This is a genomic window from Lactobacillus sp. PSON (assembly GCF_052615405.1).
The window spans coordinates 204,185-219,827 of sequence record NZ_JBQXFW010000008.1 but is presented as its reverse complement, the minus strand read 5'-3'; the positions used below and the strand labels follow the sequence as shown (position 1 = coordinate 219,827).

General features: G+C 34.1%; 16 protein-coding genes. 3 read left to right on the top strand and 13 right to left on the bottom strand.

Annotation, left to right across the window (positions count from 1 at the left end; genetic code table 11):
• Positions 1-21: 21 nt before the first annotated feature.
• Positions 22-450, bottom strand: coding sequence for a DUF948 domain-containing protein (locus ACTHPI_RS08695; RefSeq protein ID WP_445353743.1), 429 nt, complete (start codon positions 448-450; stop codon positions 22-24).
• Positions 451-567: 117 nt separating this feature from the next.
• Between ACTHPI_RS08695 and ACTHPI_RS08690 the strand changes: the two genes are divergently transcribed.
• Complete coding sequence (locus ACTHPI_RS08690; protein WP_445353742.1) at positions 568-1,410, top strand: mechanosensitive ion channel family protein; 843 nt, start codon at positions 568-570, stop codon at positions 1,408-1,410.
• Between the two features lie 41 nt (positions 1,411-1,451).
• Here the strand turns inward: ACTHPI_RS08690 and ACTHPI_RS08685 are convergent, their stop codons facing one another.
• A complete protein-coding gene (locus ACTHPI_RS08685; RefSeq protein WP_445353741.1) occupies positions 1,452-2,072 on the bottom strand; it encodes an XTP/dITP diphosphatase in 621 nt (206 codons plus the stop codon).
• Positions 2,072-2,872, bottom strand: coding sequence for a glutamate racemase (gene murI, locus ACTHPI_RS08680; RefSeq protein WP_445353740.1), 801 nt, complete (start codon positions 2,870-2,872; stop codon positions 2,072-2,074). Before murI ends, ACTHPI_RS08685 begins: the two co-directional genes overlap by 1 nt.
• A gap of 88 nt (positions 2,873-2,960) precedes the next feature.
• Here murI and ACTHPI_RS08675 point away from each other — a divergent pair, with 88 nt between their 5' ends.
• A complete protein-coding gene (locus tag ACTHPI_RS08675) occupies positions 2,961-3,368 on the top strand; it encodes a YslB family protein (RefSeq protein WP_445353739.1) in 408 nt (135 codons plus the stop codon).
• 74 nt (positions 3,369-3,442) lie between these two features.
• Positions 3,443-3,814 carry a large-conductance mechanosensitive channel protein MscL gene (mscL, locus tag ACTHPI_RS08670; protein ID WP_445353738.1) on the top strand — a complete coding sequence of 124 codons (372 nt, stop codon included), beginning with the start codon at positions 3,443-3,445 and terminating at the stop codon, positions 3,812-3,814.
• 50 nt (positions 3,815-3,864) lie between these two features.
• Here mscL and trxA read toward each other — a convergent pair whose 3' ends face one another.
• The 10 genes from trxA to zwf form a co-directional block, all read right to left on the bottom strand.
• Entirely contained in the window at positions 3,865-4,176 is a 312-nt protein-coding gene (gene trxA / locus ACTHPI_RS08665; protein WP_445353737.1) for a thioredoxin, read from the bottom strand.
• Positions 4,177-4,274: 98 nt separating this feature from the next.
• Positions 4,275-6,632 (bottom strand): endonuclease MutS2, encoded by a 2,358-nt coding sequence (locus ACTHPI_RS08660; RefSeq protein ID WP_445353736.1) that lies wholly within the window; start codon positions 6,630-6,632, stop codon positions 4,275-4,277.
• 54 nt (positions 6,633-6,686) lie between these two features.
• Complete coding sequence (locus ACTHPI_RS08655; RefSeq protein ID WP_445353758.1) at positions 6,687-6,998, bottom strand: DUF1292 domain-containing protein; 312 nt, start codon at positions 6,996-6,998, stop codon at positions 6,687-6,689.
• Entirely contained in the window at positions 6,995-7,429 is a 435-nt protein-coding gene (ruvX, locus tag ACTHPI_RS08650; RefSeq protein ID WP_445353735.1) for a Holliday junction resolvase RuvX, read from the bottom strand. The genes ACTHPI_RS08655 and ruvX overlap by 4 nt, the downstream gene beginning before the upstream one ends.
• Positions 7,430-7,687 (bottom strand): IreB family regulatory phosphoprotein, encoded by a 258-nt coding sequence (locus tag ACTHPI_RS08645; protein WP_004045418.1) that lies wholly within the window; start codon positions 7,685-7,687, stop codon positions 7,430-7,432.
• A 52-nt stretch (positions 7,688-7,739) separates the two neighbouring features.
• Positions 7,740-10,379 (bottom strand): alanine--tRNA ligase, encoded by a 2,640-nt coding sequence (gene alaS / locus ACTHPI_RS08640; protein ID WP_445353734.1) that lies wholly within the window; start codon positions 10,377-10,379, stop codon positions 7,740-7,742.
• 243 nt (positions 10,380-10,622) lie between these two features.
• Positions 10,623-11,984: a DEAD/DEAH box helicase gene (locus ACTHPI_RS08635; protein ID WP_445353733.1), complete on the bottom strand. Its 1,362-nt coding sequence runs from the start codon at positions 11,982-11,984 to the stop codon at positions 10,623-10,625.
• Positions 11,977-12,933, bottom strand: a complete 957-nt coding sequence (locus ACTHPI_RS08630; protein WP_445353732.1) for a DHH family phosphoesterase — start codon at positions 12,931-12,933, stop codon at positions 11,977-11,979. Before ACTHPI_RS08630 ends, ACTHPI_RS08635 begins: the two co-directional genes overlap by 8 nt.
• Positions 12,934-12,987: 54 nt before the next feature.
• Positions 12,988-14,109, bottom strand: coding sequence for a DNA polymerase IV (gene dinB, locus ACTHPI_RS08625; RefSeq protein ID WP_445353731.1), 1,122 nt, complete (start codon positions 14,107-14,109; stop codon positions 12,988-12,990).
• Positions 14,102-15,553: a glucose-6-phosphate dehydrogenase gene (zwf, locus tag ACTHPI_RS08620; protein ID WP_445353730.1), complete on the bottom strand. Its 1,452-nt coding sequence runs from the start codon at positions 15,551-15,553 to the stop codon at positions 14,102-14,104. Before zwf ends, dinB begins: the two co-directional genes overlap by 8 nt.
• Positions 15,554-15,643 lie beyond the last annotated feature (90 nt).

Sequence of the window (15,643 nt, the reverse complement as noted above, 5' to 3'; positions counted from 1 at the left end):
GATCAAAATCCTCCTTTGATTCTATTCTTCGCCTTTTCGACGTTTGCGTCTAGCTAAAGCTGCCGTTAATACTGATGTAACTAGACCAGCACTTGAAAAACGGCTACGATTGTTAAAACGTTTTACCATTTTTTTTGAAGAAGCATTAATTTCAGAAACACTTTCTCCAAGGTCCGCAGCAGCCTTAACTACGGGCTCAATCGTCTTCATTTTACCATTAACATCAGCTAAAAGTACATTTGTTTTATCCAATAAATCACTAGTTTGTCCCATCAAACCATTAACATCTGATGAAATCTTTTTAATTGATTCATTGGTTGTTTGCATTGTCTTATTAGCTTCTTCAATAGCTTTTGAAGTACGAACAAGCATCGGAATTGTAAAAAGTACCAATATTAAAAATGCAATAGCGGCAATTAATCCTGCTAAGGCACTGTAAGAAATTACCATCTTCTACCTCCAATAATACATCTAAAAAAAGTTTAGCATGAAAACACTTTATTCTCAATGAATATGTAATTTGTTATGCTTAATTATATAAATAAAGAAAGGAAAATTTATTTTCATATGAAAAATACCCTTCACATCAATAGTAAAGACCTCTCTTTTAACTGGGATAAAATCAGTGACAACTTGCTAAATATTATTTGGCAATTATTTGTAACCACTCTGATTTTTTACCTAATATCACATTATGGTACCAAACTTATCAACCGTTATATAAATCACAGTAATAAGCCACGTAATAAACGAACCCAAACAATTAAAGCACTAATTACTAGTGTCTTTCAATATACAATTATATTCTTTTATTTAGGCGGTGTCTTATCAATTTTAGGAGTTCCAGTTGGAACTTTACTAGCTAGTGCTGGAATTTTTTCACTGGCTTTAGGAATGGGAGCTCAAGGTTTTGTAAGCGATCTTGTAAATGGCTTCTTTATTTTAAGTGAAGATCAATTTGATGTAGGAGATACTGTTCAAATCGGTACTCAAGTAGGGACTGTTATTCAATTAGGATTGCGGACAACGCGTTTAAAAGGGTCTGACGGCTCAATAATTTATATTCCTAACAGAAATATCTCAGTTGTTCAAAACCTCGCACATGGCGGTATAAGTGTAAATGTAGCAGTCGAATTAGATGCAGATAATGATTTTAATCAAGTCAAAGAAATTATCAAAAAGGAAAATAAGTTAATTCAACCCGAAAAAAAGACTCTAGTTCAAGGACCTACAATTGTTGGAATTACTAGCCAAACAGGTAATAATGTAACTTTTACGGTTCACTTTCAAGTCAAGCCTGGTAAAGAAAGTGCCGTTAAAAATCTTTACTTAAGTCACTACATTCGCGCTCTTCAAAAAAATAATATCAAATTTGCTCCAATCGCCAAACCACTATCTACTAAAAATTAGAATATGATAAAAAGCCTGAAAGCAGCTTGCTTTCAGGCTTTTTAATTAAATTGATTAAACCAATCTGGTAATTTTTGAAGTAATTTCTCTACAGCACGACCTCTATGTGAAATTTCATTTTTCTCATCAGTTGTCATTTGTGCAAAAGTCTTTCCTTTTTCTGGAACATAAAACAATGGATCATATCCAAAACCATCTTCACCGCGAGGCCCAGCTAAAATTCTACCATCACAAGTTCCATTAACAACTAAATCCTTATCAAAATTACCTGGCATTGAAACAACAATAGTTGTATTAAAATGAGCAGTTCTTTTTTCTGAACTAACCCCACCAAGTTCAGCTAAAAGTTTAGCATTATTGTGAGCATCATTATGAGCTTCTCCAGCATAACGAGCTGAACGAACACCAGGTGCTCCGTTTAAACTATCAACCATTAAACCTGAATCATCAGCAATAGTTGGTAAATTACTAAACTGTGCTAAAGCATGAGCTTTTAATTTAGCATTTTCTTCAAAAGTTCGACCAGTTTCCGCAACATGAGGCGGATCAACTAAATCACTATTAGTTTTAATGCTAATATCTACACCAGCTTTTTTAAAAGCTTCTTTCAACTCACGTACTTTTCCTTGATTATTAGTCGCAAATAAAACTTCTCTAGTCATTATAAATTCTCCGTATCAACATGTTTAGCGGTCAAGTTTGCTTCACCTAAAAAACGTTGTCCCATTTGAGCAAAAGAAATAGGATCTCCTGTTGTATAATATTCATGAGTTGCATTAGATGAATCACTAAATAAATCATCACGCTTCATAACATTATAAGTATATTGAGCAACTTGATCTGCAGGATCAACAATTTTAATTTCTTTTCCTAAAGCTTCCGCAAATTCCTCTTGAATAATAGGATAATGTGTGCATCCCAATACAAAAGTATCAAAATCTTTATCTTTAAGTGGAGCAATACTTCTTTTAACTGCTTCTAAGTTGGTTTGATAATCTTTCTGGGCCTCAATAAGCGGGGCTAATTCAGGAGCTGCTACTTCTTTAACATCAATTTCTGGATTTCTAAATTTAATCTCTTTTTGATAAGCATGAGAACCAATGGTGACTGGTGTAGCAACAACAGCCACTTTATTGTTTTGCGTTGTACGAGCTGCCGCTAAGCTCCCAGATTGAATCACACCAATTATTTGCTGGTCAACTTCTTTTTTAAGAGTTGGCATTGCGGCTGCAGTAGCAGTATTACATGCAAAGATAATTAATTTAACATTTTTGCTCAATAAAAACTTAACACTCTGTCTAGTCAACTCAATGATTTCTTGCTGACTCTTATTACCATATGGCATATGAGCATTATCACCAATAAAAACTGTAGATTCATTGGGCAGTTTTTCAATAACTTTTTTTACTACAGAAAAACCTCCATCTCCAGAATCTAATAGCCCAATAGGACGATTATCCATTTTTATGTCCCCTTTCAAGAAAAAAATATTTTCTACTTCCACTAGTTTACGGTAAAATGAATAAGAATAAAAGGGAAGAAGTACACTCATGGAAAACAATACAGAACATAATGAACACGTATATTTTGTTAATCAATTATATCGCGATTTTATCTTGCCAACTATTTTAGGTGATGATGATGCGACTATTCTTTACTGGGCTGGTAAACGAATTTCACGCCATTATGACTTATCTTCATTCGAAGATTTGGCTGAGTTTTTTGCAATGGCAGAATTTGGTACGTTAACTAAAGTCAAAGAGCGTAGAAGTTCCACCACCTTTGAGTTAAGCGGTCAAAATGTTACTGATCGTTTAAATAGTGATAGTCGAGAATTTGCTTTAGAAAGTGGCATGATTGCTGAAGCAATGGAAAAAGAAAGCGGCCGGACAACCGAAAGTGAAATTACTATTTTAGATAAGAAAAAAACAGTTGAATTTCTTGCAAGATTTAATTAAAAGCATTTGTCTATACTGTTTTTGTATTTTCCTGTATACTTTAATGAAAAAAGTTAACAAACAGGAGAATTGATATGTTCAAGGAATTTAAACAGTTTATTGCTCGTGGCAATGTTATTGATTTGGCTGTTGGTGTTATTGTCGGAGCTGCATTTACTTCTATTGTGAAGTCTCTTGTATCTAATATCATCAATCCCCTTATTGGAATTTTCATTGGAAAAATCGACCTTTCTAATTTAGTATTCAAGGTTGGGGATGCAACTTTTAAATATGGTAGTTTTCTTAATGCTGTTATTAACTTCTTAATTATCTCCTTTGTGGTATTTTTAATTGTACAAGCAGTTAACAAAATTACTCGCAAAGAAAAGAAAGAAGATCCAAAACCTACCGCTGAAGATTATTTAAAAGAAATTCGTGATATTTTAGCAGAACAAGAAAATAAATAAAAAAACGTTGAGTTACTCTTTAAATAGAGTTGACTCAACGTTTTTTATAATTAAGCAGTGTATTGATCTAACACTTGGTTAAGCTTTTCTTTTGGAGTATAACCAGTTAAGCGATCAACGATCTTGCCATCTTTCTTAATAATCAAAGTAGGAATTGCCATAATTCCAAGCTCTCTAGCAGTTTCTTGATTTTGGTCTACGTCCATTTTAGTGAACTTAACATCTTGACGTTCTTCTGCTAGTTGGTCAATAACTGGTGATTGCATCTTACATGGACCACACCAAGCTGCCCAAAAGTCAGTTAATACTACACCATTGTCTGTTTCTTCATCAAAGTTTTGATCTGTGATTGCTTCAACCATAATTCATTACCTCTCTATCAAAAATTTAAAAAGTAAATCTTTAAAAACTCTTTACGTTAATAATATCAGGGTAACTTACTTTTTACAAGTTAAATGCATTATTTTAATTGAACAATTGTTGCACCATTACCACCTTCATTTGCAGGTGCATAGTTAAAGCTCTTAACGTGTCTGCTAGATTTTAAATACTGCCAGACACCCTTTCTAATTGCCCCAGTTCCAATACCATGAATAATAGTTATTGTACTTAAGCCCGCGAGTAAAACTGAATCAATATAACGATCTAGATTCGTCATTGCCTCATCATAACGTTGGCCACGCAAATCTAATTCACTATGAGCATTACTTCTTCGAACTGCACTTGTTGCACGAACTTTAGGCTGAGATTTTTTAGAAGAAGATTGTGAAATCTTTTCAACGTCACGATCACTAATCTTTACTTTCATAATTCCCATTTGTACTTCATATTGATGCTCGCCAAGCTTCTTTGTAATAGTGCCTGTTTGCCCATAAGAGAGGACTTTTACTTGGTCACCCACACTTACATTATGGCGACGTTTCTCACGCTGTAAGACCTTATTATGTGCCAAATTCTCAGCTTGACGCTGTAAACTATTAAGTTCACCTTTAGCATCAATAATTTTATTTTGTTTGAGATTAATTCCAGCTTTTTGTTGCTTTTCAAGCTCTTCAATAATTTTATCAGCCTTTTTTCGACGTTTTGCAACAACTTCGTTAGCACGCTCTTGAGCAAAATCAAGTTGCTTTTGTACACGTTGATTATACCAATCAAGCGCATCTTGTAATTTTTTCTCAAGTTTTTGACTACGATCCAAACTTGTTTGCAAATGCTGTCTAGCAGTATTAGCAGCTTTAGTTTGCTGATTCAAACGCTCAATCATATTATTAATATCTGAATCTTCATCACTCATCAAGCTTTGTGCGTTTTTAACTACATCTTCACGCATTCCAAGTCTTCTAGCAATTGCAAAGGCATTACTGTGACCCGGGATTCCAATTTGTAAATGATATGTCGGAGAAAGAGTCTTTAAATCAAATTCCATTGAAGCATTTGTTGTTCGCAAGCGATTATATCCATAAAGTTTTAGCTCGGGATAGTGGGTCGTTACCATAATTTGGGCTTTGTGCTTACGTAAAAAGTCTAAAATACTAATGGCTAAGCTTGCTCCTTCTTCTGGATCAGTTCCAGCACCAATTTCATCAATTAAAACCAAAGTATCTTTATCAACATTTTTCATAATCGCAATAATATCATTTATATGCGAAGAAAAAGTACTAAGAGATTGCTCAATTGATTGCTCATCACCAATATCAGCAAAAATCTGCTTAAAAATACCCACTCGGCTTCCTTCTTGAGCTGGAATAAACAAGCCAGATTGTGCCATCAGTTGTAAAAGACCAGCTGTTTTTAAGGTAATAGTTTTACCACCAGTATTGGGCCCAGTGATAAGCATCGTATCAAAATCTTCCCCAAGGATAATATCATTTGGAACAACTTTTTCAGGATCGATTAAAGGATGACGTGCTTTTAATAAGTGCATTGAATGATTTTTTGTCAGTTTTGGTTCAGTAGCCTTCATTTTCTTAGCTAATTTTGCTTTTGCTTGCAAAAAATCAAGTTCTGTTAATGCATTAGCAATTGAATTAATTGTATTAATTTCTTCACGAGCTAAGTTAGATAAGTTCTTTAAAACGCGACGAATTTCCTGCCGTTCTTGAGCCAATAAATTTTGTTGACGATTATTTAATGCCAAAACTGCTTCTGGTTCAATAAATAAAGTTTGTCCACTGGCACTTTGATCATGAACTACTCCACCAAATTTACCGCGATATTCTTGCTTGACAGGAATAACATAGCGATCATCACGAATTGTAACAATCTGTTCTGATAAATACTTACTACTATTTCCTTTAGTATAAGCATCCATTCTATTTTTAATATCTTCTTCGTTACTCTTCATATCATGACGCAGGCGAGCTAAAGTATTCGAGGCAGAATCTAACACTTCTCCATCATAATCAACTGACTTTTTTAATTCATTAAAAAATATTTCAGGAATATCTAGCTTATCTAAAATATTTTCAATTGCTGATAAATCAACCTCTTCAACATCTTCCAAGAAATTATTAACTTCTTTAGCTAAAGTTAAAACTAGTAATAAATTACCCAATTCTTCCGCATTTAAGTCAGCTTTTACACTTAAACGCTTAGTACTTGGCTTTACATCTAAAAAGTCACTTAAAGGCAGCTGCCCCTTTATCCGTAATAAATTTACCAAAGATAATGTTTGTGCTAATTGCATCTTTACTTGATCATAATTAGTAGCAGGACGCAATTGATCTGCATGTTTTTTTGCAGGAGCTGTAATAGCTTCGTTTTTTAACTTATTGGTAATTTGTTCAAATTCTAAAATTTCTAAAATTTTTTCGTTCATTATACCTATATTCCAATTAACAAAAAGAGGCTGGCTTTAAACCAGTCCTCTTTTTTATTCACCACTTAAACGGTCATCGTCAAGGAAAGTATTAAGTACTCCTTGTACCATTTCCCATTCTTCATCAGATTCAATCTCATGCAAGTCACTGCTGGTTACATCTCCAGCATCATCAGCATCATAACTAAATGCTTGAACTTCAATATCTTCTCCTTCACCAACTGCTGCTGGATATAAAAGAACATAAGACTTGTCATAATCATCTGAATGAAAAGTGAATAAGATTTCATATAACTCTTCATTACCCTTGTCATCGACAAGTGTAATTTGGCGATCCATATCGTCTTTATTTTGTTGTGCCATTATTGATCCTTTCGGTTTAAATCTAAATAGTTTTGTAAGATGAGAACTGCAGCCATTTGATCAATTACTTCTTTACGCTTATGGCGGTCATGAATTCCAGCTTCTTCAACTAAAACTCTATGTGATTCTATAGTAGTTAACCTTTCATCAGAGTAATACACTGGCAAAGCAAACTTCTTTTTCAGTCTTTCCCCATATGCCTTACTTCTTGCAACAGAATCACCATTTGTACCATCCATATTTTTGGGCAACCCTAATACAAAGCCTGCTGGATCATACTCACGCACTAGTTTTTTGATTGATTTCATTCCAAAATTAAATTTAGTTTCATCAATCTTAATCGTTTCTACTTTTTGCGCAGTATACCCCAACTCATCACTAACAGCTACGCCGACAGTCTTCGAACCAATATCTAAACCTAATAGTCTGCGCATTTACTTGTCCTTACCGAGATAGCTTTTTACTAATTCTTCGATAATTTCATCACGTTCATGCTTCAAAATCAAATTACGAGCATCATTGTGACGTGGGATATAAGCAGGATCGCCAGAAAGTAAGTATCCTACAATCTGGTTAATTGGGTTATAACCCTTTTCTTCAAGCGCATTGTAAACATCTTGCAGAGTATCATAAACATTTTTACCCTTATTTTGGTTAAAGTCAAAATGCATTGTTTTATCTAGCGAACTCATAATTATTCCTCCTGTTCCAATTTTACTTGAAAAAAAGCCTAAACTCAATTAATTAATTCTTTGAAATTTCATCAAGGACTACTTCGATGGCATCCTTTAAGCCTTCTGGCTTTTTACCACCAGCTTGAGCCATGTTAGGACGACCACCACCACCACCGCCAAAGATTGGAGCAGCAGTCTTAATTAAGTTACCAGCTTTAAGACCCTTATCTAGCGCCTTGTCATTCAAGCTAATAATCATATTTGCTTTGCCATTACTTTCTGCAGCAAGAACTAAAACGTCTGATTTATTTTGGCTCTTCCAGTTATCAGCAAGTTCACGCAAGTCTTTCATACCATCAACATCCGCAATTTCTGCAATTACAGTTAAATCGCCAGCTTGTTTAATATCATTGAATAAATCTTTTGACTTAGCCTGATTAATAGTCTTATTTAATTCTTCAACTTGTTTTTGACTATCATGTAAATCAGTTTCAAGTGAAGCAATCTTGTCCATAATATTTTCTGGTTTTGTTGCTTTAACTTTTTCTTGAATGTCATCAAGCATATTTGAACGATTTGCTAGGTATTCATATGCCTTCTTTGAAGTTACAGCTTCAATTCTACGCATACCAGCACCAATTGCAGATTCTGAAGTAATCTTAAAGATACCAATTTGGCTAGTATTATCACAGTGGGTACCACCACAAAATTCAGTTGAAAAGTCAGAAATTTGAACAACACGAACTTTATCACCATATTTACCATTAAATAATGCTAAAGCTCCCATCTTACGTCCAGTTTCTGGATCAGTAATAGTAGTTTTAACTTGAATTGCTTCCCAAATCTTTTGGTTAACTAGTTCTTCAACTGACTTAAGTTCACGTGGGGTCATTGGATCCATTGCAGTAAAGTCAAATCTTAAGTAATCAGGTTCAACTAAACTACCGGCTTGGTGAGTATGTTCACCTAAAATTTGACGAAGTGCTGAATGCAAAAGGTGAGTTGCAGTGTGAGAGTGACGAAGTCCTTCACGACGTTCACGATCAATTTTAAGAGTGTACTCTTCACCTTTTTCAAGTGGCAAAATTACATCAACAAAGTGTAAGTTTTGATCATTTGGTGCATGTTGAACATCAGTAACTTTAGCTACTAATTCACCATCTTTATTATAAATGTCACCATGGTCAGCAACTTGACCACCACGTTCAGCATAAAATGGCGTCTTATCAAAGACTAAAGTTGCTTGTTCACTTTCTGCTTTATCAACTAACTTATCATCAACAATAATATCAATAAGTTTAGCATGTGGTTCTTCATAAACACCATATTCAAACTCTGACTTATCTTTTAAGTTCATCAAAGTTTCATCTTGCTTACCCATAGATTGAAGATCACCACGGGCTTTTCTAGCACGGTCTTTTTGAGCTTGCATTTCAGCATCAAAACCATCTTTATCAACAGTTAATCCTTCATCTTGTGCGGATTCAAATGTTAATTCATAAGGGAAGCCATAAGTGTCAAACAACTTAAATGCATCTTTACCTGAAATAGTCTTATCTTCAGACTTCTTAGCCTTTTCAATTAAATCATCAAGCAAAGTTAAACCACTGTCAAGAGTTGCGCCAAATCTTTCTTCTTCGTTTTGGATAACATTTGCAATAAAGCCTTGTTGGTCAACAATTTCTGGATAGTGGCTTTGCATAATTTTACCAACTACTGGAACTAACTTGTAAAGAAAGGCACCCTTAATTCCTAAACGTTGTCCGTTAAGATCAGCACGACGGATAAGACGACGTAATACATAACCACGTCCTGAATTTGATGGAAGAGCACCATCTGCAATTGCAAAACTTACTGCACGAACATGGTCAGCAATAATCTTAAATGCAGTTGTATCTTCCTTGTTTTCACCATATTTCTTACCATCAGTCATTTCTTCAGTTGCATGAATAATTGGTAAAAATAGGTCAGTTTCAAAGTTAGTTGGTGCATCTTGTAAAATTGAAAGAACACGTTCAAGTCCCATACCCGTATCAATATTCTTATGTGGTTGATCTACATATTGACCATTTGGCAAGTGGTTGTATTGTGAAAATACAATGTTCCAAATTTCAAGGTAGCGAGCATTTTCACCACCTGGGAAGTTCTCTGGATCATCTTCTGCAACATCGTTGTTTTCTTGACCACGATCATAGAAAATTTCAGTATCAGGACCACATGGACCTTCACCAATATCCCAGAAGTTATCTTCCAATTCTACAATATGGTCCTTTGGCATCCCTGCTTTAATCCAAACTTCCTTTGAATCTTTATCTTTTGGATAAACAGTACAGTAAAGTTTTTCCTTATCAAGGTCAAGCCATTCAGGACTTGTCAAAAATTCCCATGCCCAAGGAATTGCTTGATCTCTAAAGTAGTCTCCTACTGAAAAGTTACCAAGCATTTCAAAGAAAGTTTGGTGACGAGCAGTCTTACCAACATTTTCAATATCGTTAGTTCTAATTGATTTTTGTGAAGAAGTAATTCTATGATTCTTAGGAACTACTGAACCATCAAAATACTTTTTCATAGTTGCAACACCTGAGTTGATCCAAAGAAGTGTTGGATCATCTTGCGGAATAAGTGATGCACTTGGCATAATCATGTGGCCATGGTCCTTAAAGAAATCTAAGAACATTTGGCGAAACTCTGAACTATTTAGTTTCTTCATGAATTTTTATCTCCCATTTTACAAAAATAAAAAACACTGTTGCTTAATGCAAGGACGCCCAAAGCGCGGTACCACCTTGTTTGCAACAGTGCTTGTTACCTCTTTATTATCTTCAATTCAAAACTTAAAGGAGCATTTTTTAAACGTTACTAGACATTCTCACCAAGCAGTCCTCTCTTTGAAATAACTATTTAAAAAATATATCTTAAGCTGAGAAAAATTATACTACAAGTTGAAGCTTTGTCAACGTCCTTGTTCGCGCTTACGCTTTCTTTGACGCTTAGCCTTTCTAATTTCATGTCGTTGTTCAAGTTTACGCTTTTGACGGTTGTCTTCTTGAATTGCACGCTTAATTTTCTTTTTGTAGCCAGGCTTACGCTTACGTTTTTGCTTTTTCACCAAACCTACAAGCTTAGTATCAAGCTTTCTATTTTTAGCTTCACGATTATCACGTCTTCGATAGTGCTTACGAGGAACTAATTCATTATTCTTGATTTCTACAAAATCAAAATGAACTCCCATTTTTTCAAGTTCTGCAATTCGATTCATTTCTTCTTCACGAATCAAAGTAATTGCATGTCCTGATAATCCATTTCTACCTGTACGACCAATTCTATGAATTACAAATTCCAAGTCTCTAGGAACTTCGTAATTAACAACCAGACTAACTCCATCAATATCAAGACCACGTGCTGCCAAGTCACTTGCAACTACATATTGGAACTGTCCTTGTTCAACTTGTCTTAAAGTACGTTTACGTTCACGTTCAGTAATTCCACCATGAATCTTAGCAACTTTCATGCCTTGATCTTGTAAATATTTTGTAATTTCGTCTACTTTTTGCTTAGTGTTTGCAAAAACAAGCGCCAAATATGGCTGACCCATAGTTAGCAATTTATATAAAATTGACTTTTTATTTTTCGCACCTACATCTAATAAATCATTTTTAATAGTAGGCGCAATAACTGCTGGATTATCAATTACAATTTCATCTGGATGAGCCATATACTTACGCAAGAAGTTAGAAAGTTTAACTGGAATAGTTGCAGAAAATGCAGCAAATAAGACATTTTTAGGTAATTTATTTGCTACTTGATCAATATCTGCCAAAAATCCCATATCTAAGGTCATATCAGCTTCATCAATTACAAATACTTTTACTTGATCTACGGCAAAGATTTTCTTTTGTACAAAATCAAGTAAACGTCCTGGAGTTGCAATAATTAATTGCGGCTTTTTGTTAGCGATTTTTTCAAGTTGACGCTCACGATCAGTTCCACCTGCTAAGTGAGCAATTGAAATATTAAGTCCAGAAGCATCTCTTAGTTGTCTAGCTACCTTGTAAAGCTGATCGGCTAATTCTCGACTTGGTGCAGTGATAATCGCTTGAACATAGTCAGAATTTTCGTCTATTTTATTTAAAACTGGTACCAAATATGAGTGAGTTTTACCAGAACCAGTTGCAGCTTGAACAACGACATTAACATCTGACAAAAGAGTTGGAATAACTTTTTCTTGAACTTTGGTTGGCTTTTTAAAATTAATTTTTTCCAGAGCTGTTTGAAGTTCTGGTCTAATTCTTGAATCTGTAAAAATATTATTCATTTTCTTCTTTATATCTCTTTGTTACATCAACTAATTCAGCAAAAATTTGCTTAACTTCATCCATATCCTTAGCATTCGCACCACTAGCTAATGCATGACCTCCACCGTCATGTTTTTCTGCTAAATGATTAATTACAGGACCCTTTGAACGGTAGTGAACACGATAAGTGCCATCTGCTTTTTGAACAAAGACATTCCAAGCAATAATATCTTTAATTCTACCTGGGGTTGAAACAGTTACAGATGTTTGTTCAAAATTAACACCCAACTTCTTCAGTTCATCTTGAGTAAGAACTGCATATGCTGCACCACTTGGATCAACTGTCATGTAGTCAAGAACTGCAGCTTGAAGTTTAGCTTGGGCAAAAGTAACATCACTAATATTACGAGCAATTTCAGTAATATCAATGCCAGTTTTGGCAAGTTGAGCTACTACTTCAAAAGTATGTGCAGAAGTTTCTGGATACATAAAACGACCAGTGTCGCCAACAATACCAGCATAAAGTGGATATGCAATTTCTTTATTCATTGGCAAATTTTCTGCATTAATAAAATCAACAATAATTTGGCAAGCAGCTGGAGCATCTGGGTCAACATAACTCATATCTGCATATGGATCCACATCAGGGTGATGGTCAATTTTAATTAAGAAATCACCTTGATCATAGAGTTTATTAGCAATTCTTGGAGTATTTGCGGTATCAGTAGTAATAACCAAGGCACCTTGATAATCTTCTGCCTTTACTTCATCCATATGGTTAATCCAAGCTAAATCGCCTTCATCATTTTCACCAGCACATAAAATCTTTTTTTCTGGGAACTTTTCGCTTAAACTGCGAGCAAGTCCTGCTTGTGAACCAATTGCATCTGGATCAGGACTAGTATGACGGTGCAAAATAATTGTTGGATATTGTAAGATTTTTTCATAAATATCATCAAATGAACTCATATTAATTTCTCCTCGCTTTTAATAATCACTCTCTAGTTTACCAGAAAAACTTCTTTAAAGTGTATCAAACAAATTAACTTCTGCATAATGTGTTTGTTCTAAATTCGTTGTTGAAACCCCTAGCAATCTAATTCCTCTATCCAAAAATTCGGGTAACGCTAAAAACAAATCCCGCGCTTCTTGAAAAATTATTTTTTCATTTCTTGTTGCTTGCTTTAACATTCTTCTCCTTGTAACAGTGTTAAAGTTGCTATCCCGCACTTTTAGAACAATACATTTAGCAGATAGATTTTTTTCAATCAAAATTTTACTAACTTCATCACTATATTTTCTAAGATTAGTTAATGCTTTTTGCTGATTAAAAATACTTGGCTCAAAAGTTCTTTCTTTTCCGATTGATTTTCTAACTCTATCACTTTTAACTGGACTTAAGTCAATCCCGCGAGAGTGCATTGCTAAAGAATAACCCCATTTTTTAAATTTTCCTATTAAAAACTCAACACTTTTTTCTTGCAAGTCTTTACCAGTATTAATTCCTAATTCTCGCAATGAATTTTGAGTTTTCTTTCCAACACCAGGGAAGTTTTTAATATCTTGTTTAGCCAAAAAATCTAGTGCTTCTTCAGGCAAGATAACGGTTTTGCCAAATGGCTTAGCATATTCAGAAGCCATTTTAGCTAAAAATTTATTATAAGTAGCTCCAAAAGAACATGTTAAGCCTGTTCTTTTATAAATTTCAGCTTGCATATAATTTCCTAATTCAATTGCAGTATAAGAACCAAGCTTATTTTTAGTAACATCTAAATAAGCTTCATCTAAAGATATAGGTTCCACAATATCTGTTATTTCATGCATAATATCATGAACTTGTTTTGAAACTGCACGATATTTTTGAAAATTAGGTTCTACAAATACTAACTTATCTTGAGGAATTTTCTTTACTGCTTTGATAGCAGGCATCGCACTGCCAACTCCATAACGTCTTGCAATATAATTTGCCGTAGTTATTACCCCATGACCATTATGTTTTCGCGGATCATGTGCTATAACCAGTGCTTTATTTTTTAGACTAGGATTATCTCTCATTTCAACTGAAGCATAAAAGGCATCCATGTCCAGATGAATTATCCGACGATGGATGTCTTGTTTAGGTAATAAATTTTCAGAGTTATTCATAAATCCAATGTTCAGTTGGTGACTCAAAGATATTATTTGCTTCTTTTGGTCCCATTCTATAAGGCGGATATTGGGCAATATTTGCTTGACCCTTTTCATTTTCTTTTTGCCAAGCATCTTCAATTGCATCAATAAATTGCCAATAGCGCTTAAGCTCGCCCCAGTGTGTAAAGTTAGTCGAATCATTAACAAATACATCATGAAGCAATCTTTCATAACCATCTGGTACTTGTGCCATTTCTTCCTTAGAAAAGGCATAAGTTAAGTTTTCTTGTCTTAGTCCTTCACCTGTGATTTTTTTACCATTGATTGTCAAAGTAATCGAACTAGTTGGATCGAATTCAATTGTTAATACATCATGCTTGACTTGTCCATAAAGACTATGGCAATTTTTGAAAACTATATCAATTCGATTCTTCTTTTCTTTAAATTCTTTACCAGTTCTAAAGTAAATTGGAACATCAGCTACTGGACCTTTCTTAAATTTAACTAATCCTGCTGCAAAAGTTTCAGTAGTAGAGTTTTCATCAACATTTGGTTCTTTTTTATAAGCAAAAGTTGTATCACTACCTGCATATTGACCACGTACAAAATGCTTTTTGATTTCTTCTTCATTAGGAATAATTAAACTATCCAGCAATTCTTGCTTAGCTTTGTGAATATCATTATCTTTCAAACTTTCAGGCTCTGGCATTGCTAAAAGTGTAATAACTTGGAAAATATGATTTTGAACCATATCTCTAAGTGCACCAGAAGTTTCATAATATCCACCACGTGCTTCAACACCTAAGCGTTCTGCAAGTGTAACTTGAATATTTTTAATATTTTCTTTATTCCAAGAATTTTTAAAAATCCAATTACTAAAACGAAGGGGAATAATATTTTGAATCATCTCTTTACCAAGATAGTGATCGATTCTAAAAATATCATCCTCTTTAAATGAAGCTGTAATTTGCTTATTTAATTCTTCAGCTGATGCCAAATCACGTCCAAATGGCTTTTCAACGACAATTCTATTAAAACCATTACCAGTTAAATGTTGATCATTAATATGAGTAGCAATTGTACCAAAGAATCTCGGTGCCATTGCCATGTAAAAGAGACGATTACCTTGAGCATTATAATGTTCATCAAGGTCTTGAGCCAGTTTTTTCAAAGTTTCATAATGTTCTACATTAGTTACATCATGAGATTGGTAATAAAAATGGCTAGTAAAGTTCTTTACTTCATTTTCATCAACTTTATCATGAGTTTCATGAATTGCGTCACTAACTTGGCTACGCAAATATTCATGTGACCATGGTCTGCGTGCAGTTCCAATAACTGCAAAATTATCATGAATAAGGCCCTGTTCATAAAGATTATACAAAGCAGGATAAAGTTTACGGTGAGCTAAATCACCACTACCACCAAAAATAACCATAACTACAGGAATATTTTTCATTTAGATTCCCCTTTTCTACCTTTACAATTATTAAGTTTATTTTACAACAAGCAACAATTTAGAAAAAATAAAAAAGTGTTCAAACGAACA